General features: G+C 70.0%; 23 protein-coding genes. 4 read left to right on the top strand and 19 right to left on the bottom strand.

Going from position 1 to position 23,406, the window contains the following annotated elements; genetic code table 11:
- Positions 1-100: 100 nt before the first annotated feature.
- The 6 genes from KY469_11555 to KY469_11530 form a co-directional block, all read right to left on the bottom strand.
- The gene (locus KY469_11555; protein ID MBW3663726.1) at positions 101-1,657 is read right to left on the bottom strand and encodes a hypothetical protein; all 1,557 of its coding nucleotides are present in this window, start codon (positions 1,655-1,657) and stop codon (positions 101-103) included.
- A 60-nt stretch (positions 1,658-1,717) separates the two neighbouring features.
- The gene (locus tag KY469_11550) at positions 1,718-2,659 is read right to left on the bottom strand and encodes an alpha/beta hydrolase (protein MBW3663725.1); all 942 of its coding nucleotides are present in this window, start codon (positions 2,657-2,659) and stop codon (positions 1,718-1,720) included.
- Between the two features lie 13 nt (positions 2,660-2,672).
- The gene (locus KY469_11545) at positions 2,673-4,481 is read right to left on the bottom strand and encodes a long-chain-acyl-CoA synthetase (protein ID MBW3663724.1); all 1,809 of its coding nucleotides are present in this window, start codon (positions 4,479-4,481) and stop codon (positions 2,673-2,675) included.
- Between the two features lie 290 nt (positions 4,482-4,771).
- The gene (locus KY469_11540) at positions 4,772-7,105 is read right to left on the bottom strand and encodes an amino acid permease (protein ID MBW3663723.1); all 2,334 of its coding nucleotides are present in this window, start codon (positions 7,103-7,105) and stop codon (positions 4,772-4,774) included.
- A complete protein-coding gene (locus KY469_11535) occupies positions 7,102-7,245 on the bottom strand; it encodes a hypothetical protein (protein MBW3663722.1) in 144 nt (47 codons plus the stop codon). The genes KY469_11540 and KY469_11535 overlap by 4 nt, the downstream gene beginning before the upstream one ends.
- A 179-nt stretch (positions 7,246-7,424) precedes the next feature.
- Complete coding sequence (locus KY469_11530) at positions 7,425-8,012, bottom strand: DUF2867 domain-containing protein (GenBank protein ID MBW3663721.1); 588 nt, start codon at positions 8,010-8,012, stop codon at positions 7,425-7,427.
- An 82-nt stretch (positions 8,013-8,094) separates the two neighbouring features.
- Between KY469_11530 and KY469_11525 the strand changes: the two genes are divergently transcribed.
- Positions 8,095-8,670, top strand: coding sequence for a TetR/AcrR family transcriptional regulator (locus KY469_11525; GenBank protein ID MBW3663720.1), 576 nt, complete (start codon positions 8,095-8,097; stop codon positions 8,668-8,670).
- Positions 8,671-8,689: 19 nt separating this feature from the next.
- On the opposite strand, the gene KY469_11520 is transcribed toward KY469_11525, so the two are convergent.
- The 7 genes from KY469_11520 to KY469_11490 all read right to left on the bottom strand — a co-directional run bounded on the left by KY469_11520 (position 8,690) and on the right by KY469_11490 (position 14,528).
- A complete protein-coding gene (locus KY469_11520) occupies positions 8,690-9,469 on the bottom strand; it encodes a hypothetical protein (protein MBW3663719.1) in 780 nt (259 codons plus the stop codon).
- Positions 9,466-11,121 carry a hypothetical protein gene (locus KY469_11515; GenBank protein ID MBW3663718.1) on the bottom strand — a complete coding sequence of 552 codons (1,656 nt, stop codon included), beginning with the start codon at positions 11,119-11,121 and terminating at the stop codon, positions 9,466-9,468. Before KY469_11515 ends, KY469_11520 begins: the two co-directional genes overlap by 4 nt.
- A gap of 62 nt (positions 11,122-11,183) precedes the next feature.
- On the bottom strand, positions 11,184-11,780 hold the full coding sequence (locus KY469_11510; protein MBW3663717.1) for a cation transporter: 597 nt from the start codon (positions 11,778-11,780) through the stop codon (positions 11,184-11,186).
- A complete protein-coding gene (locus tag KY469_11505) occupies positions 11,777-12,388 on the bottom strand; it encodes a DinB family protein (protein ID MBW3663716.1) in 612 nt (203 codons plus the stop codon). Before KY469_11505 ends, KY469_11510 begins: the two co-directional genes overlap by 4 nt.
- A 98-nt stretch (positions 12,389-12,486) precedes the next feature.
- Positions 12,487-12,750: a hypothetical protein gene (locus tag KY469_11500; GenBank protein MBW3663715.1), complete on the bottom strand. Its 264-nt coding sequence runs from the start codon at positions 12,748-12,750 to the stop codon at positions 12,487-12,489.
- Positions 12,747-13,124: a nitroreductase family deazaflavin-dependent oxidoreductase gene (locus KY469_11495; GenBank protein ID MBW3663714.1), complete on the bottom strand. Its 378-nt coding sequence runs from the start codon at positions 13,122-13,124 to the stop codon at positions 12,747-12,749. The genes KY469_11500 and KY469_11495 overlap by 4 nt, the downstream gene beginning before the upstream one ends.
- Positions 13,125-13,232: 108 nt before the next feature.
- Positions 13,233-14,528: an O-antigen ligase family protein gene (locus KY469_11490; GenBank protein MBW3663713.1), complete on the bottom strand. Its 1,296-nt coding sequence runs from the start codon at positions 14,526-14,528 to the stop codon at positions 13,233-13,235.
- Between the two features lie 117 nt (positions 14,529-14,645).
- Between KY469_11490 and KY469_11485 the strand changes: the two genes are divergently transcribed.
- A complete protein-coding gene (locus KY469_11485) occupies positions 14,646-15,731 on the top strand; it encodes a glycosyltransferase family 4 protein (GenBank protein ID MBW3663712.1) in 1,086 nt (361 codons plus the stop codon).
- Between the two features lie 10 nt (positions 15,732-15,741).
- On the opposite strand, the gene KY469_11480 is transcribed toward KY469_11485, so the two are convergent.
- From KY469_11480 to KY469_11460, 5 genes are read right to left on the bottom strand one after another with little or no spacing between them, the layout of a single operon-like run.
- Positions 15,742-16,917 (bottom strand): glycosyltransferase family 4 protein, encoded by a 1,176-nt coding sequence (locus KY469_11480; GenBank protein ID MBW3663711.1) that lies wholly within the window; start codon positions 16,915-16,917, stop codon positions 15,742-15,744.
- A gap of 40 nt (positions 16,918-16,957) precedes the next feature.
- A complete protein-coding gene (locus KY469_11475) occupies positions 16,958-17,770 on the bottom strand; it encodes a class I SAM-dependent methyltransferase (GenBank protein ID MBW3663710.1) in 813 nt (270 codons plus the stop codon).
- A gap of 50 nt (positions 17,771-17,820) precedes the next feature.
- Complete coding sequence (locus KY469_11470) at positions 17,821-18,636, bottom strand: sulfatase-like hydrolase/transferase (protein ID MBW3663709.1); 816 nt, start codon at positions 18,634-18,636, stop codon at positions 17,821-17,823.
- 28 nt (positions 18,637-18,664) lie between these two features.
- Positions 18,665-19,906: an ABC transporter ATP-binding protein gene (locus KY469_11465; GenBank protein MBW3663708.1), complete on the bottom strand. Its 1,242-nt coding sequence runs from the start codon at positions 19,904-19,906 to the stop codon at positions 18,665-18,667.
- Positions 19,903-20,748: an ABC transporter permease gene (locus KY469_11460; GenBank protein ID MBW3663707.1), complete on the bottom strand. Its 846-nt coding sequence runs from the start codon at positions 20,746-20,748 to the stop codon at positions 19,903-19,905. The genes KY469_11465 and KY469_11460 overlap by 4 nt, the downstream gene beginning before the upstream one ends.
- Positions 20,749-20,836: 88 nt before the next feature.
- Between KY469_11460 and KY469_11455 the strand changes: the two genes are divergently transcribed.
- Together KY469_11455 and KY469_11450 are read left to right on the top strand one after the other, a co-directional pair.
- A complete protein-coding gene (locus tag KY469_11455; protein ID MBW3663706.1) occupies positions 20,837-21,676 on the top strand; it encodes a class I SAM-dependent methyltransferase in 840 nt (279 codons plus the stop codon).
- A gap of 56 nt (positions 21,677-21,732) precedes the next feature.
- Positions 21,733-22,686, top strand: a complete 954-nt coding sequence (locus KY469_11450; GenBank protein MBW3663705.1) for a glycosyltransferase — start codon at positions 21,733-21,735, stop codon at positions 22,684-22,686.
- On the opposite strand, the gene KY469_11445 is transcribed toward KY469_11450, so the two are convergent.
- Positions 22,657-23,220 carry an FkbM family methyltransferase gene (locus KY469_11445; GenBank protein ID MBW3663704.1) on the bottom strand — a complete coding sequence of 188 codons (564 nt, stop codon included), beginning with the start codon at positions 23,218-23,220 and terminating at the stop codon, positions 22,657-22,659. The genes KY469_11450 and KY469_11445 overlap by 30 nt on opposite strands.
- Positions 23,221-23,406: the final 186 nt, after the last annotated feature.

Here is a 23,406-nt window from a genome sequence, read left to right as displayed (position 1 = left end):
GCCGGGTTGATGCTCGACCCGTTCGTCACGGCGTTGCGTTGGGCGTGGGGATCTGCCCGGCCCCGTTCCCAGGCCTCCCCAGTGTTGTGACGTGACCTCGCTACGGGCGTCGATGCCTGAAGAGGACGAGACCGATCGTGATGGCCAGCGCTGCGGCTGCGCTACCTCCACCTGTCGTCGGCATCGGTACGGGCTCGACATCGGAGGGCTCGGGCGCGGTCGACGCGTCGGACGAGTCGGGGCAGGTGCTGGCGGTGCGCACCCACGTCAGCGACTGAACGGGGAGCGCGAGCTCGACCGCGCCGTCGACGATCTCGACCGCCGCGAACGTCGAGAGGTCGGAGGACGAGGCATCGAGCCTCGCGATCTCGGCCGTGCACATGCCCGGCACCGCCACGGCCGCTCCACGTTCGGCTCCACCCTGCGCGAGCCAGTTGACCAGAAGCACGTGGACGTACCGGTCGGTACGTGTCGCGCGTGCCCACACCCCGCCCCTGGGATCGTCGCCGACCGTCCGGATCCGCTGCCCTGCGGTCTCGTGCCATGCGTGGAAGGTCCACCACGTCGGCTTGCGTGAGCCATCGGGGAACACGATGCCCCAGTCACCGCGCTGCGCCTGCGAGCGCGCTCGGTACAGGTCCGCGCGGTCGAGCTCCACGCGTTCCAGCTCGATCAGCGTCCCCGCGGCGAAGGAGGCTCCGACGTGTGTGTCGTGGCGTTGGTCGAGGCCACCGGCGGAGAGGTTCCACTCGTCGAGGACGAGTGGAGGCCGCGTCTCGACGCCGGGTGAGGCTGCGACCACAGCGGCTCGGACCACCTCCACACCGAGGCTGAGGATGCGCGGGCTGGTGATCGGGTTCTCGCGGCCGATCGCGGGGTACAGAGGCAGCAAGGGATCGGGGATGGTGCCTTCGGCTCCGTCCGGGCCGAGGAGCGGGTAGTTGCCGTAGTAGTGCCAGCTGACGTAGTCGAGCGGCAGACCCTCGAAGCCGATCCGCTGCACGTAGGCCGCGATGAACGGCGCGTTGGGGAAGACCGTCGCTGGCCCCCCGATCTCCAGAGGCAGATCGGTGCGCTCTGCGATCGTGGCGACGGCGCGGTGTGTGCGGACCGCCATGTCGAGGAAGGCCGTCAGGGTGTCCTGCCAGAAGATCGGGAGATCTGGCTCGTTCCACACCTCGAAGCGGGATGCCGGCGCCGGGGCGGTCGCCACGCCCTCGACGACCTGCTCGATGAGCGCCTCCCACGCATCGAGGTCGGAGGGAGCGACCCGGGTCGGGTCGCGACCGGCCGCGTTGGGCTCACCCAGCCACGCAGGTGTGTAGCTCAGGATCACCTGCGGTTCGCTGCCGATGCGTCGGATCTCGGCGATCTTCTGCAGCAGCGGACCCAGATCGAGCTCGTCGGGCCCAGTGGAGAGTTGCTGCAGGGAGGCGTCGATCCGGATCGTCTCAGGTGACAGCGGCGCGATGGGATCGAGCGGCTGACCGGTGTTCCAGCCGAAACCGATGAGGTGCTGGTTCGTGGGGCCGACGGTGACCGAGGGGTCGACCGTGATGGTCACGAGATCCGTCTGCGCCCAGACCGGGCCGGCCGTCACGAGCACGTGGACCAGCAGCGCGACGATCGTCGCCGTCCGTGTTGCCGACAGCTCCATGCCGCGGACCGTAGACGCACGACTGCACCCCTGATACGGATGTGTGGCCCAGACGGCGTCCTACGGGATCGGTTCGCTTCCCGCCTCTGCCTGCGCCGCGATCAGCTCGGCGACGAGGCGCGGACTCTCCATCGGGAACAGGTGAGAGATGCCGTCGGGCAGCAGCTGGTCCGTGGCGGTCCGGAACTGTTGAGCCAGCTCGGGCCATGTGGGTGAGTACGTGAACGCCGTCGAGATCGACAGGTCGGTCAGGCCCCGGGCCTCGAGGCGTTGCGGGCAGCGGACCACGTGGACGGGGAACTCGATCGATCGCACGTCGTCGTAGATGTCGGCTTCCGTCTGGCCGACGTAGGCCGCACCCTCGATCTCCGGTGTACACGCCAACTCGAAGCCGTCGCCGTCGGTGGCCGAGCGCAACGCGTGTTGGCAGTAGTCGTCGAGCACATCGGGGTCCCAGCGGACGAAGCTCTCGCGCGTGGCGAGCCACTCCGCCATGTCGCGTGCGGATGTGAAGTCGCTGCGTCGACGGACGGGCTGAACGAGGTCCGCGGCGGCTGCGATGAGGTCGAAGAGCTCTGGCGCGACGATGACCGGGTCGAGCAGCAGGAGACGATCGAAGCGGCCGGGCCGTGCAGCGGCGAGCCGCGTCACGAGGTGGCCTCCCATCGAGTGACCGACCCCCATCAACGTGTCCAGATCCAGCTGGTCCACGACCTCGACCAGGTCGTTGGCGAGTCTCGACCAGGGGTAGGGAGGTTCGGGCGTGCTGCTACGACCGTGGCCTCGACAGTCGACGGCGAGCACCCTGTACGTCGGGGGCAGTGCGTCGACGACCCGGTCCCAGCACCGACCGTGGAAGCCGGCTGCGTGGACGAGGAGGATGGACGGCCCGTCCCCCTCCCACTCCCACGTGGCGATCGTGGCCTCGGGCGTCGCGACCAGCCGCAGCCGCGGGGCTCGCCGCGCAGCGCCATGGGTGGGGGGTGGGGCCTGATCGGTCATACGAGCAGCGTCGCTAGAGGCGGATATCGCCGGAGGCGACCTGGTCGACCACCTCGGGCGTGACGGGCCGGAAGGCGTCCTCGTCCGGGACCAGGATCAGGAGCGGATCGGTGATCTTGGCCGGATCGTAGCCGTCCGACTTGAGGTCGAACTTCTGCGGCCGGAAGGTTCCGGTCATGGCGACGGTGGAGCTGATCCGCACGAACCGAGGGACGGCGAACTTGGGCAGCTGCGAGCGCAGGTGCTTGGCGAACCCTTCGGCGTCGAGCTCCTGGCCTTCGTGCAGCATCAGCAGCACCATGCCACAGCGTCCCTCCGTGCCAGGGACCTCGACGCCGTACACGACCGCTTGATCGACCTGGTGCCACGCTCCGGCGACGCCTTCGACCTCGGTCGTGGCGACGTTCTCGCCGTTCCAGCGGTACGTGTCGCCGGTCCGATCGACGAACCGGGCGTGACCGTGACCGAGGTTGTGGACCAGATCGCCGGAGTCGAACCACGCGTCGCTCGGCTCGAACACGTCTCGGAGGATCTTCTTCTCGGTCGCCTCGGCGTCCGTGTAGCCCGCGAACTCCTGGTGCGCGTCGATCTTCATGATCAGCAGTCCGGTGCCGCCGGGACCGATCTCGCGCATGAACCCGTCTGCGCCGCGTACCGGCTGCTCCCGCACCATGTCCCACTCGACGGTCTTCCACCCCATCGGGTTCCAGCCGATGGTCTTGTCGAAGTTCAACAGGTTGAGGAAGCCGTTCGGCGACTCGGACGCCCCCCAAACCTCGTAGATGTTGGGGATGTTGAAGCGCTCCTTGAACTCGTCCCAGATCTCCGGCCGCAACCCCGCCCCGTAGATGCCACGGACGCTGTGGTCGCGGTCCCCGGGTGTCGGGGGCTGGTTGAGCAGGTAGCGCAGTACCTCGCCGACGTAGTTGAACGCCGTGGCCTCGTGCCGACGGATCTCGTCCCAGAACGTCGATGCGCTGAACCTGCGGCCGATCGCGATCGCTGACCCGGTGTGGACGGCAGAGGCCCAGGCACCGAGCAGGCCCGTGGAGTGGTACAGCGGCAGCGGCGAGTAGACGGTGTCCGACGGCGTGAGTTCCAGGATCGCCTTGCCGACGAGCATGCCTCCCATGCGCAGTCGCAGGTGCTTGGTGATAGCCGCCTTCGGGAGGCCCGTCGTCCCGGATGTGTAGATGTAGATCGCCGGGTGCCCGAGCTTGAGGCTCGCTGTCACGGGCGGGTTGGTCGTCGGGGCGCTGGCGGCAGCCTCGTCGAGGTCGGTCCACTCGTGAGGACAGCCCGCCCCGCCCCCGTCCGAGATCCACAGCCACGTCTCGGCGATCCCGTCGGTGGAGATGGTCTCGAGCGAGGCGACCTGTTCCTCGCCGATGATGATCGCCTTCGGATCCACGACGCGCAGCGAGTGGGCGAGCGGGTCGCCCTTGATCCCCGTGTTGATCAGCGCCGCGATCCCCCCGAGCTTCAGGACCGCCATCGTCGCCACGAGCATCTCCGGCCGGTTGACCACGTCGACGGCCACGACGTCGTCCCTGCCGATGCTTCTGTCGGCGAGTGCGTGGGCGTAGCGGTTGGTGCGCTCGTTGAACTCGCGCCAGGTGATCGCCAGGTCCTCGTACTTGATCGCGATCTCGTCAGGCCACGTCGCGGACGCGACAACGACGCGTTGACCGAGAGAGTCGACAGTGTCGTTGTCCAGTCGGCGAGCCTTGACGAACGCTGGTAGCACACCCGGCCTTGACATCTTCCGGATCAGGCGGCTGTAGACCTTCCAGCCCGTTATCTCCTCGTTGCCCTTGGCCATGGTGCGTCACCCTCCCGCTGCAGCTCCATATAGTTGAACAATCTAACGGATTTGCGTCCAGCGAGTCGTCGTCGTCGAACGCCACGACCAGGTGCGGTGAGAGACCGCTCGCGCCGACGCATCGCCCCGCGACGGATCTGGGGTACCTGCTGGCTGGCGACGGGACCGAACCCGGTCACCAGCGCCCAGCTTCGGCTTCCGCACCATCTCGTTCGAGGACGTCGCCTGCGCCGCGCTGCACACCATCATCCTCGTTGGTGCGCTGACTGGTGATGCGGGGGTCGCGGCGGTCAGTTACCGATGGAACGTTCTCGCGACGCGCTGCGTCGCCGGACCAGATCGGTGAGTTGGCGCCACCAGTACAGGGCTCGCGCTTCGCCCGGTCGCACCACGATGGTGATGCCGGGCAACCGGTTGGCGACCGCGTCGGAGAACTGGCCGAGGAGCGTGCGTCGGAACATCCAGTCCCGGGACGCCCCGGTGACGAACGCGGTGTTCGGGCTAGCCACCTCCTCGAAGGCGTCGAGCGCCGAGGGTGACTCGAGCATCTCGGTCTCGGTGCTGGCAGGCGGCACACCGAGATCGATGGCGTGCTGCCGCGCAGCCTCGAGGTGCGCTTCAAGTTCGCCGCTCTGCGCCTGGTTCGGACGCCGGACCGTCAGCAGACGCAGCGGTGCTCCAGTGCCGCGAGCCAGCGCCGAACCAGCTCTCACCGCGTCCGGTGATCGGATCCCTGGGCTGACGCCCACGAGCACGTGCTCCACCGTCGCGACGTCGCTCGGAGGCTTGACCACGTAGACATCCTGTGGGGCGCGGCGCAGCACCTCCTGCGCCACCGAGCCGCGGACGTTGCCCGGGTGGACCGTCCCACGCCATCCGATGACGAGCAGGTCGGCGCCTTCTCGCTCGGCGATGCTGACGATGGTCTTGGAGATGGCGCGTCCCACACCGACGACCACGTTGATCGCCACGTCGTCGACCTCGGCGGCGAACGCCTCGATCGCGTCGATGGCGGGTTGGGCCTCGTCCGTGCGCTGGCGTGCTTGGCGGATGGGGATCTGCCGGGACACCCGTACGACGGGCATGGCAACGACCTGCACGCCGCGCGCCCGTGCGACGGCGGTTGCGATCGTGAGGATCGGTTCGGCGGTCTGCGGGTTGCCGATGGCGGCGAACACGGGATGCTCTTCCCGCGGGCCCGCCTTGCGTTCGTAGGTGATCTGGGGCCGGTCCTCGGACGCCACCCGGGTGCGCGCGTAGGCGACGAACACGCCCGCCCCGACGGCGATCCAGATGCCGGCGAACAGCCAGGCGAGGGGGGAGAAGTTGAACAGGTAGACGGCCAGGAACGCCTTGGTGATGATCCCGATGATCGGCACCCAGGGGTAGAACGGCATCAGGTAGCCGTAGTCGAGCCGATCTCCGAACTCGCCGCGGATGCGGATGACGGCGTAGTTCACCTGGAGGAACAGCAGGAGGAACATCACGTCCGCGGCTGCGGCGACGTCCTCGATCGGGATCGCCAGGACCATGAACACGATGATCAACCCGGAGGCTGCCAGGGCGATGTGGGGGGTCTGGAAGCGCTGGTGGACCTTGCCGAACGCGTCAGGCAGGACCCGGTCGCGTCCCATCGCGAACGCCACCCTGGTGGAGGAGTAGGTCGTGGCGTTGAGTGCCGAGATCGTCGAGAGCAACCCGCCGATCAGGATGATGACCGTGCCGAACGGCATGAACGCGTCCGCGGCCAGTGCCAGACCGAGTTCCTTCTGCTCGCCGAGGAACTGCCAGGTCGCCTGATCGCCCTGAGCGTCGATGGCGCCGACGGCCGTGATCGCCACGAGGACGTAGATCGGGATGACGATCAGCAGGGACTTGAAGACGGCGCGCGGGATGCTGTGCTTGGGATCACGGACCTCCTCACCCGCCTGAACGATGATCTCGTAGCCCTCGAAGGCGATGAACGTGATCCCCATCGCCACGAAGATCTGTCCGTACCCACGCGGGATGAACGGCTCGAAGTGCTCGACCGAGGTGGACGGTTCCCGCAGCATGGAGAAAAGGCCGAAGCCGATGAACAGCCCGATGACGATCAACTTGGCCAGCGTGACGATGTTGCCCGCCAGCCCGGTCTCGGAGGCTCCCCGGAAGTTGATGGCGAGGAACGCCACGGCGATCAGCACCCCGACGTACTTCTCCGGGCCCAGTCCGACGATGTGAGGCAGCCCCCAACCCGCACGTTCGACCAGTAGGTTGGCGAACGCCCCGAACCCCAAGGCGTAGAGGCTGCCCGCGACCGCGTGTGAGAACCACGACATCCAGCCAGCCAGGAAGCTCTGGGAACGTCCCAGGGCGTCACGGACCCACAGGTAGCCCCCGCCCGCCTCCGGGATCGCTGATCCCAGCTCGGCGTACACCATCGCGGTGAAGATGGTTACGACGCCGTTGAGGGCGAACGCCAGCATCAACGACGGGCCGGTGGTCCCGGCGGCGATCCCGGTCAGCACGAAGATGCCAGCGCCGATCATGGCGCCGACGCCGATCATCGTGATGTCGAACTCCGACAGCGACCGCGACAGCTCGGTCGTGTGTGGCTCGAGGGTCGCGCGGTCCTTGGTGCTCACCGCTCCACCCCGGCCTCCTTCGAGGACGGGGGCTCGTCATCGGGGCGTTCCACCCGACGCAGTTCGCGTGCCGTCCACCAGAGGAAGATGGCCAGGGTCACACCGGTCGCGATGAAGCCGAACAACGCCCCGCTGGGCACCGAGGTCTCCTCACTCCACCAAGCAGGACACCCTCACGAACGTGAGCTGGCCCGCCGTGCACTGGCCGGTGTTCACCCTAGGAGAAACGGGAGGCACCCCCGTACCGTCCAGCGGTCGGTGCTGGTGTTCGCACGCACGTTGTCGTGGGGCCGAGCGGTGTGGTCCGTGAGCGGGGACGTCATGTTCGCACCTCGTTCTGCGTCCACGTCCGTTCGATCTGCCGCAAGAGTTGGGGGTACACGATCAGGTACCGGAACGGCCTGATCGCGGTCATGTACGCACTCCCCAAGGAACCGTTCGGCTTGACCAGGACGGCCATCTGCCCGTGGTAGCCGCCCCCCGCGTCGGGAACCCATCCGAGGTGCAGGATCCCGTGCATCGTCCGGTTCGCGGTCTCGGCAGCGAACTCGTCGGCGAGCAGGAACAGCGGCGCGAAGGGCAGCGTCTCGAACTCCACCAGAGATGCCGAACCTCGGAGGTCCTCGGGGAGGCGATCGCGGAGCGTCGGCATCCGTGAGTGCACGCCGGAGTCCGGGCGGTCCCAGCCGAGCAGGTCTCCGAGCTTCCACCGGATCGCGAACAGTGCGCGAACCATGGACGAATCGCTGCGCAGCGGATCACCGGAGGCGAAGCCGTCGACCAGTCGAGGGAAGTCCTCGGGACTGCCCGGAGTGGGCAGCTTCCAGACGTCCTCGAGTCGGAAGTCAGGGGCGATCTCGTGGATGCGCCATGGTCGCGATCTGTGTGCACTCGGCGGAAGTCTCACACCTAGACCTTCCATACGGTACCGTATGGAAGAACCGTAGCGCGCTCGGCGGCGCCGTCAACTCGCATCCTCGGATAGACGCATGGCCCACGTACGCACGCCCCGGGCGCGCTGGATCGAGGAAGCGCTGCGCACCGTCGCCGCTGGTGGGCCGGACGCTGTCCGCATCGAGGCTCTCGCGCGGGACCTCGGGGTCACGAAGGGCGGTTTCTACTGGCACTTCGATGGGCGTCGCGCGTTGCTCGACGAGATGCTCGACACGTGGGAGCACAGCGTCGTGGATAGCGTGATCGAGCACATCGACGCTGCCGGCGGTGAAGCGCGGGCAAAGCTCGCTCGGCTGTTCGCGCTCGCGTCGTCGAGCAAGCAGCTCCCGAGGATCGAGCTCGCCATCCGCAACTGGGCCCGACACGACGAGGCCGTCGCCGACCGTCTCCGGCGGGTCGACAACCGCCGGATGGACTACCTGCGCTCGCTGTTCGGCCAGTTCATCGCCGATGACGACGAGGTCGAGGCCCGCTGCTTCCTGGTGTTCACCGTGTTCATCGGCAGCCAGTTCCTGGCCTCCGACCATCGAGGGCGCACCCGCGCAGAGGTGCAGCGCATCGCGACCGACCTGTTGCTTGATGTCCCGACCCCACACGAGTCTGGCTCGTGAACCGTCGTCGCGAGACGGCCTACGATGAAGCAGGAGGCCAGTCGAGCCGGATCGTCACGAGCTGGCCTCCTCGACGGGCCCGGGGTGGGTGCGCCGAGCGTCGCCGACGGCCGCCGAGGAGCGCGCTCATCAACGCCGCGGTGAGCAGCGCGGGACGTAGCGGGTCGTGCGAGATGCGGGCCCACCAGCTGTCGTGTCCATCGGTCCGCACAGCTCCGGCCAGGAACACCCCGGTACCCCCAACCGGCGCGGACACGCGGTCCGGGCCGGTCGAGCCGTCGAGCTCGATCCACCGGCCGCCTTCGAGGGACCACATCGATGCTGCGGGGAACGGGGTCGCCAGCCGCAGCTCGACCCCTGCCGGCCGCCAACCCGGCGTCGACACCTCCACGCGGTAGGCGTTGCCGTTCGGCACCAGCGACGCGGGGAGCGCCGGCAAACGGGCCGGGGCGATGGGGGACAGGCTCACGTGCGCCGCCCCGCCCCCGGTGGCGGTCGCTCCCAGTGCGACGATGGCTTGGAGGTCCGGGGTCCAGACGTCGGCTCGTCCGGCAGCGAAGACTTCGGCGGGTACCTGGGCGCGACGAGCCTCGGCCGGGGAGGTCGGCGCGATCCCAGAGGGCGGGTCGACCCACCGGTAGGCGTCCGCGGCGGAGGGCAGGTGGCCCTCCGCAGGCACGATCGACAGGACCAGCGTGGCGGCGATGGTCATGGCCAGGGAGGCCGCCGTGGCAACAGGGCCTCGGGGCAGCCGCCGTTCGCCGTCGCGCGCCCCGCCGGACTCCACGGCCCCGGTCACGGGCCACCCCGCCGCTGCGGGCCCGTCCCACGCCGCGACGCACGTCGCGCCGCCACCCCCATCGCGAGAAGCACCGCGGCCGCTGCGCCTGCGGGTAGAGGGTTGCCCGTCCCCGGCGTGCTGGGCCTGCTCACGGGTGCTGGACCGGCGTCCGGAGCGGACTCGTCCCGAGCCCGCCCCTCCGTGGGTGAACGGTCCGCGGGGAACGGCCACACGTCGTTGGTCACGCGGATCGCCCAGAACCCGCTGTTCACGTCCGAGTACCAGATCTCGCCCCGCTCCGGCACGAACGCCGGGGCGGACATCGCGAACGCCGTGCCGCCCTGTCCCGTGAACGACTCCGGGTCGGGCGGGGCGTTGAAGTAGGCGATCTCACGGGGGTTCTGCGGGTCCCGGATGTCGAACACCCGCAGTCCCGATGCCACGAAGCTGCACGCCACGATCCCGGGGTCCTCGCGCCGCGGCACGGCGCAGTAGTGGCCGACGTACCCGAGCACCCCGCTGCTGCCGTTGGGGTCGTCCCGCAGCCCCGACGCCTCGCGGACCTGCGGATCGTGCACCTCGAGCCGGATGTTGGACACCACCCTCGGAGCGGTCTCGTCGGCGATGTCGATGATCCGCGCCGCGCCGGGAACGCCGTCCGTGTCGAACAGATCCGGGACCGGGACGAACTCGTCGATCTCCACCAGGTACGGGTGGTCGTCGATGCTGACGGGGATGGCGGTCTGGGCGATGCTCGCCTCAGGCCAGGTGAGTTGGGACACGACCTGGGGTTGGGGGTCGAGACGTCGCTCCTGGATGTCGGTGACGTCGAGGATGGTCACGCCACTGCGGAAGTCGGGACCCGTCGGGAACGGCGGGGTGGCGTTCGTCCCGACCGGCGTGAGGTAGGCGCGGGTCCCGTCCTCGCTGATGGTGATGCCGTGCGAGGGGTTGGTGCCCACCCACAGCGTGACGGGCAGGGTCGGGTCGGACACGTCCACGGCCGCGACGAACGCGGTCGCCTCCGAGCTCGACCAGAAGGTCATCCCGTCGGGCGAGAACCCCGACTCGTGACCGAGGAAGCCGACCGGTGTGGAGGACAGCAGGGTCGGGCGGGTGCAGTCCTGCGAGACGTCGTAGATGTCGACGATCCCGGGGTAGCTGGCTGCCGTCCCCATCACCGCGGCGAGCAGCCCCCGGCCCTCGTGCAGGACGAGGGACTCGTGCGGCGACAGCATCGCCGGTGTCACGAGCGTGGTCGTCGCCACGGGGTTGGCGGGATCGGACATGTCGAGGACGATGACGCCCGCGCCGTCGCTGGCCTGGTTCAGCACGTTGATCGGCAGCAGCACGGTCGAGTCGTAGTACGCGCACTCGGTCCCCGAAGCGTCCACGTACCGGTGCACCTTGAAGCCGCCGGTCGAGCCGTGGTGGCCGACGATCTCGGTGTTGCAGGTGTAGGGGTGGTCGGCGCGACCGGACTCGTGGTCGCTGGCGGGCACGCGTCCCTGCTCGGCGGTCTCGGGCTCCGATCCCGGGCCGCAGTCGGCGCGCGGCACCCCGGAGAGGTCGGAATCCTGGCCGTGGGCGCCGGTCACGGCGGTACCGGCGAGCACGATCGCCGTGCCGACCGTCGCGATCTGCGGCAGGCTCCGGCGGATCGACGTCACGCGGCCTCCCGGTGCCGTGGGAGGGGCAGAGCGTAGGCAACCAGGAGCGGGGTGGAGGCTGATCAGCCTTCCCACGCCTCGCGTCCCTCGCGCAGCGCGAGGTAGGCGACTCCGAGGGCCGCGACCGGGTCAGCCCACCACCAGCCGACCGTGGCGTTCAGGAGCAGTCCCGCCAGGACGATCGCGGACAGGTAGGTGCACAGCCAGGTCTCGACCGCGTCGGCGAGGACGACGCGGCTCCTCATCCGCTGGCCGACATGTTGCTTGGCCCTCGCCAGCAGCGGCATCACGATGAGGGAGAGGGCCGTGATGGTGATGCCGGGGATCGACGTCTCGGCCTGACTTCCGGTGATGAGGTCGCGTGCCGACTGGACGGTGATGTAGGCGGCGAGGAGGAAGAAGCTCACGGCGATGAGCTTGAGCGCCCGCTCCTCGCGGTCGTCGGAGACGTCGTTGAGTCGCCATACGACCACGAGGGCCGACATCGTCTCGATGGTCGAGTCGATCCCGAACCCGATCAGCGCGAGCGAGCCAGCGGCGGCTCCGGCCGCGATCGCGACGACCGCTTCGACGGCGTTCCAGGCGATGGTGAGGTACGCGAGCCAGCGAGCTCTCCGGACGAGACCGTTCGCGGCCGTGGCGGATGTCGTGTCGTTCATCGGTCGGCAGCTCGCCGATCAGCTTCCGCGGCGTCCCGTGCCACGCGTTCGAGTCGGTCGCGGTAGTCCTGCCACCACGCCGCGTCGCCGGGCGCCATGTTGTCGTTGTCAGGTCGCAGTCCGACGGCGCCGTCGATGAGCTCTCGCACGATGTCGGCATGTCCTGCGTGCCGGTGGGTCTCCGCGATCACGTGCACGAGGATGCGGTGCAGCGTGACCGGGTTGCGATCCTGCGGCCACCAGGGCACGCGACCAGTCGCATCCAGATCGAGCTGGTCGATCGTGGCGTCGGTGTGTGCCCAGACCCGTCGGTAGAGGTCCTCGATGCGTTCCCGTGACTCGTCAGCCGTCGCCCACAGGTCCGCGTTCGGCTCGGCCCCCTCGCCTGTCCACGGCATCGGCTCGCCGAGGGGGCGTTGGAAGACCGCGCCGAGGTAGCCGGCCTCCATGGTCGCCAGGTGCTTGACCAGGCCCAGGAGGTTGGTGCCCGTCGCGACCATCGGTCGGCGGACGTCGTACTCGGAGAGGCCCTCGAGCTTCCACAGCAGCGCCTCGCGGCCCCCCTGCAGGTAGCGCTGGAGGTCGTGCTTGACCTTCGATCCGTCCACGTGCCCTCCGCCATCGAGCGCGTCCGAGGAACCCTACGGTCGAGGGGGCGCATCCTGCACGTTCAGGGTCAGGTCGCCCGCCGGCAGATCACCTCGGTTCAGCGATACGAGCCAGCCCAGAGGCAGCACCGTGCCGCCCGGACGTGATCCTGCTGTTCGTGGGCGAGCCGGGATGCTCGCGCCCACGTATCGATGCTGTCGAGCTCTCGTCCGAGCAGGTAGCGCACGGTCGCGAGCCGCGCGAGGTCGCGGTGGTCGAGCGCTGCTCGTCCCTCCGCCGCTTCCAGGTGCTCGCATGCGCGCGACCACTCGTGGGCCTCGAAGGCCTCGTCCGCGGCCTCCGGGTTCTCCGTGCGATTCACCGGACCACCCCAGGGCGGGTCTGTCCGTCGTCGTCGAGGTCGATGCGCACGATGGCGTCCTCGTCACCCTCTCTCGTGGCGACCGCGTGCCCGCTGACCTCCTCGCCTCGGACCACCAGCTGCACCGGTGCCCCGGCGCCGGTGAGGTTGCGCCACCACACCTTGCGGTCGGGCCATCCCACGGCGACCGTGATGCGTTCACCCTTGTCGCGGTAGAAGACCGGGATCGTGTACCGTCGCCCGGTGCGGCGACCCCCGTAGCTGAGCAGCGCGACCTTGCCGCTGATGAGCCGGTGCAGTGGCGAGCGCAGGAGCCCGTGGAGCAAGTGGTTCACGGTGCGGTTCATGATCTTGAACGGGGTGCGGCTTGGCATCGAGGACCCCTGGAGACGATCGCTGACGTTCCCCTACGTTAGGCCGAGCACAGCCACCAGGGGACCGAGCCGCGGTGCGTGAAGGGCGGCCGCGGAGCCATCCACGACTCAGGCCTTCCGAGGCAAGGCCAGTCCGGCGACCGTGAAGAACAACCACGTCGTCTCGAGCATCGTCCACGTGTGCAGGACCAGCGCCCCGGCGGCCAGACCGACCCACCAGGCGAAGGCGATCACCGCTAGCCGTCCGCGGACGCGCGCGCGCCACAGCGCGATCCCGAGCAGCGCGATGGCGGCGACGAACAGGGCCATCCCGGGGACCCCCGTCTGCAGGCCCACGTCGAGGTACGCGTTCTCGGTGAGCAGGGTCGCGTCCGGCGCCCGGGCGGACGCCGAGGCGCCCACGCCGAGCCCCTGGCCGAGAGGACGCTCCGCGATGGCGCGTACGCCCTCCTCCATCGAGGACAGGTGGATCGGTGTCGAGGTCTCGCTCCCGGTCACGGCCGCCCCGACCCGCGCCGCGAGGCCGGTCGGCACCGCCAGGACCAAGATCAGCAACGCGGCCAACGCTGCCGGCCGGACGAGCCGGCGCCGGGCGACACGGTCCTGGGTCGCCGCGACGACCGCCACCGTAGCCAGCACCGCCGCTGCTACCGCGGCACGCGTGAGCGTGAGGACGATCGCGCCCAGGGTGACGCCCGCGACCGCGATCCAGGCGCGCGAACGCTCCCGCGTGATGGCCACGAAGGCCACGGTGAGGCCACCCAGGAGGAGGAACCCGAGCTGCAGGTACTCGAACAGCAGCGATCCCGCCCGTACGAGCAGCTGATCGCCTGCGAACGTGTGCACGGTCAGGACCGTCTCCTCGATCCCGTAGACATCGGCCTGCATGAACCGCACACCGATCCCCTCCGAGCCGAACACCCGCGCCCACCCCGCCGGCCACAGCCACTCGATGATCCCCGCGATGCTCAGGGCGATCGCAGCGCCGATGATCCACCACAGCAGCACCGGCGTGCGGACCCGCGCCCCGAGCGCCCGGCACGCCAGCAGCAGCACCATCCCGGCCCCCAGTCCCCGCATGGACAGGAGCACGCGCTCGATGTCGGTCGTGGGAGCGAGACGCCGCCACCCCAGCGACGGTCCGACGAACGCAGCGATCGCGTAGACGGTCACCACGGCGAGGTAGGCGCCCACCACCAGGTCCAGGCGATCCGGTCGCGAGCCCGCGCGCACGGCTGCGCGCGCCCCGACGAGCACCAGCAGCAGCAGTGCGACGTCGGGGGCGAAGCCGAGCACGCGCACCGCGACCGGGGGCGTGCCGATGCGGTGCACCGCGGCGAGCACCGGGACGAGCAGGACGGGCAGGACAACGAGAGCCAGCGCGGCCGCCTCGGGCAGCGTCATGGGGATCCTGGAGGGACCTTCATCCGATGCCCGCTGGTCTGCGAGTGCCTCGGCGTCGGCGGGGTGGGCTGTCACCGTGCCTATGCTAACGGTGCCCGGATGGGCCTCGGTTGCGGGGTGACGGTGCACGTGCTCGTGGATGGATGGGACCTGCACCCGGGCGCCGACCGCCGCGGCATCGGGCGCTTCCTCGATGGTCTGCTGCCCGAGTTGGCGGCTCAGCCGGCTCTGACGGTCGAGGTGCTCCAGCGCCCCGACCCCGATGGCGCGGTGCGCGTCCCGGCCGGCACGGCCGCGACCGCCAGTCGTCGGATCGTCCCGCGCCGTCGCATCCGTGCGGGGACGGTCGAGCACGTCCTGCGCCTGCCGCGCGACCTCGACCGCATCGAGCACGACGTGCTGCTGTCGCCGGGCACCTTGCCGCCACGCCGCGCGCCCCGCCCTTGGATCCAGACGCTGCACGACCTGGCGCCGCTGTCGCTGCACCACCCCGACTACGGCTTCGCGCGCCGCCAGTGGCGTCTGCTGGCGCCGCGCCTCCACGAGGCAGCACGGGTGGTCGCGGTGTCTCGCTTCTCCGCCGACGAGGGCATCCGCCTGCTCGGCCTCGACCCGCACCGTGTCGAGGTGATCCCCCACGGGGTGGGCCCGCCGTTCGGCCCGGACGGGCCAGTCGGTGACGGCGAGCCGTACCTGGTGTCGGTGTGCACACCCGATCCCCGCAAGGGACTCGACGAGGCGGCGCTCGTCGCCCAGAGGGTCCAGCGGCTGGGCTTGCCACACGAGCTGCGGATCGCCGGCGCGCTGGCTCCAGACGTGCGTCGCCGGCTCGATGAGCGTCCCGGGCTCCGCACCCTGGGGTTCGTCGAGGACCTGCCCGCGCTGCTGCGGGGCGCCGCGGTCGTGGTCGTGACCAGCCGCTACGAGGGCTTCGGCTTCACCGCGCTCGAGGCGATGGCCTGCGGCACCCCGGTGGTGGCGTTCGACAACACCGCGATCCACGAGCTCGTCGAGGGTGCCGGCTACCTCGTGCCCGATGGTGACGTGGACGCGATGGTGGGCGTCCTGCGGCGCATCCTCGACGATCCGGACGCACTCGACGAAGCCCGCACCCGGGGGCTGCAGCGGGCGCGCGAGCACACCTGGCCGGCGGCCGCGTCCGCGTACGCGCGCGTGCTGGGTGAGGCAGCGACCTCCGCCTGATCCTCGGGCTTCACGATCGTGCGGAGGGTGCGTCGACAAGTCCCTCGAGCACCTCGAGGAACCGCGCCCCGATCGTGTCCCAGCCGTAGCGCCGCTCGACCAGGTCACGACCGGCGGCCGTGAGGCGCGTCGCCAGCGCGTCGTCGCGCAGCGCCGTAACGACCGCCGTGGCGAGCGCTTCGGGCTCGTCCCCGATGAGCGCGTGGACCCCTGCCTCGACGTCGAGGCCCTCGACGCCCACCGTGGTGCCGACCAGGACGCGTCCCGCGGCGAGCGCCTCGAGTGCCTTCACGCGTGTCCCGCCACCGAGGCGCAGCGGTACGACCGCGACGCGCGCCTGTTGCAGGTGCGGGTGCACCGACGGGACGTCGACGTGGAGGTGGACGCCCGGCAGATCCGTCAGCGCGCGAACGGCTGGAAGCGGTCGTCGTCCGACCAGGTGGAGCTCGGCGTCGGGCTCGTCGGCGCGGATGCGTGGCCACACGTGCTGCACGAACCACACCGCACCGTCGACGTTCGGGGCGTAGTCGAACGTGGCGGTCAGCACGGCACGCGGGGCAGCCGGAAGCGGGGTGGGGGAGAAGCTGTCCACGTCGACGCCGTTGGGCACGACGACCGCGCCGAGCGCGGAGGCGTCCTGCTCTGAGACCGCGATGAGAACGTCGGTCTCCTCCCGGGCGGTGAGCTGTAGACGCCGCACGCGTCGCGCCTGCGAGCGCCAGAACCACCGGTTGCGAGCGGTCGGGGCGACCGCGGCGCGCTGGGCGGCCTGGCGGGCGCCGTCGAAATGCACCGTGAGCACGCGGTGGACGGATCCGGGCAGGTCGGCGAGCAGCGGGGCGAGCTTGAGGTGTTCCAGCACCACGACGTCTCCCGGCTCGATCTCGCTCGCCAGCGCCGCACCGAGGTGGCGACGTTGTGCCGTCGCGAGTGCCTCGTCCCAGGGCAGGCGCTCGATCAGTTGGTGGCGCAGCAGGCGCAGCTTGCGGCGCCCCCACCTCTCGAGTGGAGGCGGCGGGTCGTGCGGCACCGGCGTGATCCGGTCGATCCACTCCCGCACACGCTGGTCCTCGAACGTCTCGGGCACGATCAGGTGAGTCGTGAACCGCTCCGCGACGGCACGGAGCAGGTGAGCCTGGCGCAGCTGTCCGCCACCACCGCTGAGGTCGGGTGGTTCCGGTGTCACCCAGACCAACCGCCGCGTCACGACCCCCGGCCCCGAACCATCAACCACGGGGACGCGCGACGAGGGCGGCGTGCGGATCCCCATGCCAGTTGGTCCGGAGCGCCGCGCGGCCCGACGAGGTCAGCAGCGTCGCGGGGCGCAACGCGACCCTGCCCTGACCCTGTCCGGCGGGGATACGCAGCCGCACGGGCCCCTCGGTGACCTCGAAGCCGCCGCTGCGGACCATGCGCTCCAGCGCGGCGACGTTGGGCGTCCACCACCACGGACGATCCCTGCCGTCGAACGCCGCCACCGCGCGGTCCGGGTGGCGACGTGTCAACCCCGCGTCGATCGTCTCGACCAGGACCAGCATCCCCCCGCAGATCGAGCGCACCCGCTCGAGCGCGCCGACCGGATCGCGCAGGTGCAGCAGGAGGCTGCCGAGGTAGATCACGTCGAAGGTGCCGATGTCGGTGGGGTCGAGGTCGTAGACGTTGACGCGCTCTCGCCGGACCTGGGACTCGAGGGCCGCGTGCGCGATGTCGAAGCCGCGACCACCCTCGTGACGGGCGGAGACGGCCTCGCGCACATCCTCCGGCGCTACGACCGGCCAGTCCCACTCGGATGCGTCGGGGACGTCGAGAGCTACCACCTCGCTCGCCCGACGCCGCTCCATCTCGAACGCCCAGAAACCGTCGAAGGTCCCCACGTCGAGGCAGCGCCGGCCGGACAGGTCCCTGGGGAGCGGCACGAGGTCGACGATCGCGCGCGTGTCGAACCAGCCCGGCGTGACGATGCCCGGTGCCAGCTCCATCGTGTGGTACCAGGACCGCTCCGTCACGAGCTCACGCAGGCGGTCGTGATCGCGACGCATCCGAGCCTCCTCGGGCGCGGTCGTCGAGCGTACCCGTGGGCGTGATCCTCTCAGCGGGCGAGCCGCTCGACGAAGGGCACCTCGTGGACCAGCCGGTGGGCGATAGGCCCGTGCCCGAAGTAGCCGTCCTCGCCGAACAGCTCGCCGTGGTCCGACGTGACGATCAGCCACGTGTCCTCCGGCAGCGTGTCGAGGAGCCGTTCGAAAGCGCCGTCGAGGTAGCGCAACGCCCGGACCTGACGCCGGCGCAGCTGTGCGAGCTCGTCCGCGTCGAACAGCGGCGGTCGTTCGGTGTCCTCGCCGACCCGTCGGAGGGTGCCGTGCAGGCCGGAGATGCGGGGCCACTCAGCCGGGTCCTCCTCCGGTGTGGCGTAGGGGTAGTGGGTCTCGCCGACGTTGAGGAGCCAGAAGGTCGGCACGTCGCCCGCCAGATCGAGGTCGTCGAGGATGCCGTGGAAGTCGTTGTGGCTCGGCATGAGCCGGTAGTCGTCGAAGTCGTGGTTGATCGGGGTGTGCGGGTTGAGCACCGGCATCGACACGCGGGCCACCGTGCGGTACCCGAGGGTCCCGCGCAGGAACGTCGGCAGGTACAGCGAGGGCAACATCGATCGGAACTCCACGTCGGGCACATCGAGCCGCATCGAGTAGCGCGCGATGTCCGCCTTGTAGTGCTCCGAGGCGTGCACGTGCGTGGGACTGTCGTGGGGGAGCAGACCCATCAGGAGGTTGTAGTGGGAGGGAGCGGTCCACGAGGCGTACGAGAAACGGCGTTCCACCGGTCCGAGACGCCCGAGGATCGTCGGGTTGGCCTCGAGCCAGACGTCGTGACGCAGGCTCTCGAGCACAACGATCATCAGGTGTCGCATCGCTCGCTCCTAGCCGGGCGTCGCGCCGTCACGGTGCCAGCCTCGGATCGACCACTTCGACGGGCTCACCCTCGACCCGGATGCTCGGTCGGAGGTCGACGGCTCCGGCGCCGGGGTTGCTGTTGGTGATGTGGAACAACACCGGTCGCCCCGTGCCGAGCGGCTCGATGTCGCCCTCGGTCTGCACCATCGTCCGCACCGCGTACGTGCCGGACAGCAGCGGGAGGTCGGCGAAGGTGATCTCGGCGTGCAGGTCCTTATCCGGCCCGTGGGTCGCGCGGTAGGAACCGGGTCGGCTCGCCGTGGCGAACAGCGGACCCAGACCGGGCCGGTCGAAAGCCAGCCCGACGATCGGATCGCTGACCTCCGAGCGGAACCGGACGTGGACGGCGATCGTCAGCGATCGGTGCGCGGCCACCTGGCTCGTGGGGTCGCCGTGTTCGTCGAGAACGGTCGCTGTCACCGTGGCGCCGCGGTCGGGGGATGGGACCGGGACCGCACCCTGCGGGGGTCGCCGTTGGGGGAGCAGCGGACCTCGCGCCAGGATCTCGTGGTACAGGCCGACCCCGTCCTCGGTGGCGCCGTCGTACACCCTCCGTCCCTCGTCGAGGATGATGGTTCGGGGCGTGACGCTCTGCAGCAGCTGCAGGTTGTGGGTCACCAGCACCAGCGACGAGCCGCGGTCCTGCAGCTCGCGCATGCGGTCGAAGCACTTGCTCTGGAACGCGATGTCGCCGACGGCCAGCACCTCGTCGACCAGCATCACGTCGGGGTAGGTGTGCAGCGCCACCGACAACGCCAGCCGCAGGAACATCCCGGAGCTGTAGAACTTCACGGGGGTGTCGATGAACGGTTCGATCTCGGAGAAGTCGACGATCGCGTCGTAGCGCTCCTCGACCTCGTCCGCGGTCATGCCGAGGAGACGGCCGTTGACGTGCACGTTCTCGCGCCCCGTCAGCTCGTTGTTGAAACCGACGCCGACCCCGATCAGCGGGGCGCGCCGACCCTCGACCCGCACGCGGCCGGTCGTGGGGGCGGTGACACCCGCGAGGAGACGCAGCAACGTGGTCTTCCCCGACCCGTTGCGTCCAACGATGCCCAGGGTGTCGCCCGGCGCGAGCCGGAAGGACACGTCCCGGAGCGCCCAGATGTCCTCGTGGCGCCGGCTGCGCAGCGGGTGAAGCAGGCGTTGCAGGAGCATCCCCTGGTCGCGGTACTGGCGGAAGACCTTGTCGACGTGCTCGACGACGATCGCTGCGTCGGCGGTCACAGCCGGTCCGTGCACAGCGCGTCGTGACTTCGGTACGCCAGTACGGCCGCGATCGAGAGCGCGACGATCCACGCGAGGGCCCACCACACCGCGTTGCCGAGGTCCTCGTCGCCTCCGAACAGCGACCAGCGCACCGCCGCGACGGCACCGGTCAAAGGGTTGACCTCGAGCAACCAGCGCCACTGCCCGAGCCGCTCCGCGGGGTAGATGATGGGCGTCGCGTAGAACGCGACGCCCATCAACGCCGTGACCAACGGACCGACGTCGCGGTAGTAGACGTGCAGCAACCCGAGCACGGCGGAAGCGACGGTGACCAGCACGCAGCCCAGCAGGACCGTGGCCGGCAGCGTCACCACGTGGAGGGTGAGCGGCTCGCCGAAGACGAGCACCAGAAGCACGACGACGACGAGGTTGAGCAGGTACGCCGGGAGCGCGGCAGCCGCCGGCATCGCCGGGAGCAACAGCCGCGGGAAGTACACCTTGTTCGCCAGCACCGCACTCGCGCTGATCGACGTGGTGCCGGTCGTGACGACCTGCGACAGGTACGCCCAAACCGCGGTCCCGGCGAAGATGAACGCGGGGTAGCTGACCTCCGTCCCGATGGGCACGACCTGGGTGAAGATCACGGCGAGGACCGCGCCCCGGATCAGGGGCTGGATCGCGCTCCACGCGAGGCCGAGACGGGCCGCCCGGAACTGTCCCTGGAAGTGCTGACGCGCGAGCAGCGGCAGCAGGTCGAGGTGCGCGGTCAGGTTCCCGAGCAGCTCGCGGACCGACACGGGACCGGCTCGCAGCTCGAGGACGGGACGAGCCGCGGCGGGCTGGCTCGAGGTGGAGGACATGGCACGAGCGTATCCGCGGTCCCCTAGGCGCTCCCCTGCCAGCGCTAGCTAGCGTGCCGCACGCGGGGCAGTCGACCAGGAGCGTCGTGTGATCGAGGCCGACGACGTCGGAAGACGGGTCGAGGAGCAGTCCTCCTGGTACCACACGATGGAGCTCGCCCCCGGGATCGTGACCCCGGGTTTCTTCGACCTCCGCCCCGTCGTGGACGCGCTGCCGTGGCCCCGCATCGAGGGCCTGCGCTGCCTCGACGTGGCGACGATGGACGGCTTCTACGCGTTCGAACTCGAGCGTCGGGGCGCCGCCGAGGTGGTCGCGGTGGACATCGAGGACCAGGCCGACCTCGACTGGCTCCCGCGCGAGCGACCGACGGATCTGCAACGCGGACGCGAGTCCACGGGCGCGCGTTTCGATCTGGCTCACCAGGCGCTGGGCTCCGAGGTGTCACGGCAGATCGTGAACGTCTACGACCTGTCGCCCGAGCGCATCGGGGTGTTCGATGTCGTGATCGTCGGGGCGCTGCTGGAGCACCTGCGCGATCCGCTCGCGGCGCTGGAGGCGGTTCGGTCGGTCACGCGGGGCGTGCTGCTGTCGGTCGAGCAGGTCGACCTGCGTACGTCGGTGCTGCTGCGCGGCACCCCGGTCCAGCGGCTCGTGGGCCACACCCGGACGTGGAGCGAGCCGAACCGGGCGGGCCACCTCGCGATGCTGCAGGTGACCGGCTTCGACATCGTCGACGCGCGCATGGTCGGCATCCCTCTGGGGCCGAGCGGGCGTGACCGGCCCAGCGGCCCTGGTCTGCCCGGTCTGCTGCGAAGGTGGGTGCGCCGGCTGGGACGGCAGGTACTGACGGGAACGCCCCACTGGCCCTTCTCGGCCGTCCACGCGCGCCCGGCTTCCGACCTTCCGCAGCACGCTGACCACGGCTGAGTCGCGCTGCGGCACTGGTCCGTATGCTGACCGACCTGTCGAGTCGCGAGAGGACCGTGGGCGAACTGCCGGACGTGGCGGTCGTCGTCTCGACCCGCGACCGTGCCGCGCTTCTCCCGCGGTTGGTCGATGCGCTGGAACGGCAGGACCTGCGGAGACCGTTCGAGGTCGTCATCGTCGACGACGGCTCGGCAGATGCGACCCCGCAGGTGCTCGTCGACCTCGAACGGCGCACCACGCTCGACCTGAGGGTCGTACGCCACGAGCGGTCACGCGGCCCCGCTGCGGGGCGCAACACCGGGTGGCGTATCAGCCGCGCCCCGGTCATCGCGTTCACCGATGACGACACTGTCCCCCAGCCTGGTTGGCTGTCGGCCGGCCTCGATGCAGCCGCACCTGGCCACGGCATCGTCGTGGGCCGCACCCGCGCCAACCCCGACCAGATGGGAGACATCGGTCCGTTCTCTCGGACCCTCGACATCGCCGGGGTGCGCTTCTACGAGACCTGCAACATCTTCTACGACCGCGCGGACCTCGAGCGTGTCGGCGGCTTCGACGAGCGCTTCACCCGACCGGGTGGCGAGGACGTCGACCTGGCCCTGCGTGTGCTCGGGACCGGAGCCGAGTCGCGGTACGCCGAGGACGCGGTCGTTCACCACGACGTCCATCCGTCCCGGCTGGCGACCGCGTTCCACGACGCCACACGCTGGACGGGCGTGCCTCTGCTCTTCGGCAAGCACCCCGAGTTGCGGGCCCAGCACCTGCGCCACGGCATCTTCTGGAAGGACACGCACGAGTACACCGTCCTGGCGGCGGTGGGGTTGCTCGCCGGGAAGCGTCTGCCCGTCGCGTTGTTGCTGACGCTGCCGTGGTTGCGCCTGCGGCTGCGCCCCGGCGTCCTCTCACGGCGCCGGGTGCTACCGACGCTGCCCATCCGGTTCGCGCTCGACCTCATCGAGGTCGCGAGCCTGGTCGGCGCCTCAGTGCGTCACGGGACGCTGGTCATCTGAGGCGGCCCGCCTGGCGCGGACGAGGACGTCGTTGGATCCAGTACGTGGCCAGGAGAGCCGGACGTGGAAGCCAGCGGCCTCGAGTCGGCTCACGATGGCGGTCAGTTCCGCCATCGAGTCGCCGACCGTGTGCTCGAGGACAACCCGGTCGACAGCCGAGATGCCGCCGCTGGCGACCAGTTCCTCGACGATCTCCGACTCCGCCCCCTCGACGTCGAGCTTGGGCAGGTCGACCCGGGCTGGGAGGACGTCGCTGAGCCGGACGCAGGGAACCGTGATGGCGACCGATGCCACCCCGGCGGGCGGCCGCTCGGTGCTCGCGCGCAGCGAGTTGTCCGTCACCCCGTACACGTCCTCGCCCCGGGGGATGTGGAGCTCGACCTGCGCGCTCGTGGCACCGGCCGCGTGCGGGTGCAGCTCGACCTCCGCAAGGCCGTTGTCGTCCACGTTGCGTCGGAGCAGGGCGAAGGCGTCCGGGTTGGGCTCCAGCGCGATGATGTGGCACGTCGGGTGTCGCCACCGCTGGTAGAGCACGGACACACCGATGTTTCGACCCCCCGTCGACCACGACGGCTCGGGGCGGCAGTGCGACCTCGTACGCCCTGCGGATGAAGATCTCCTCGAACTGGAAGATCAGTAGGTCGATGTCGTCGTAGGCGATCGTGAGACCCAGCACCCGGACGGCGCCGGCGCGCGTCCCGTGGAGATGATGAAGCTGAC

This window comes from Actinomycetota bacterium (genome assembly GCA_019347575.1).
Classification (GTDB): domain Bacteria; phylum Actinomycetota; class Nitriliruptoria; order Nitriliruptorales; family Nitriliruptoraceae; genus JAHWKY01.
This window is presented reverse-complemented; position numbering and strand designations above follow the sequence as displayed.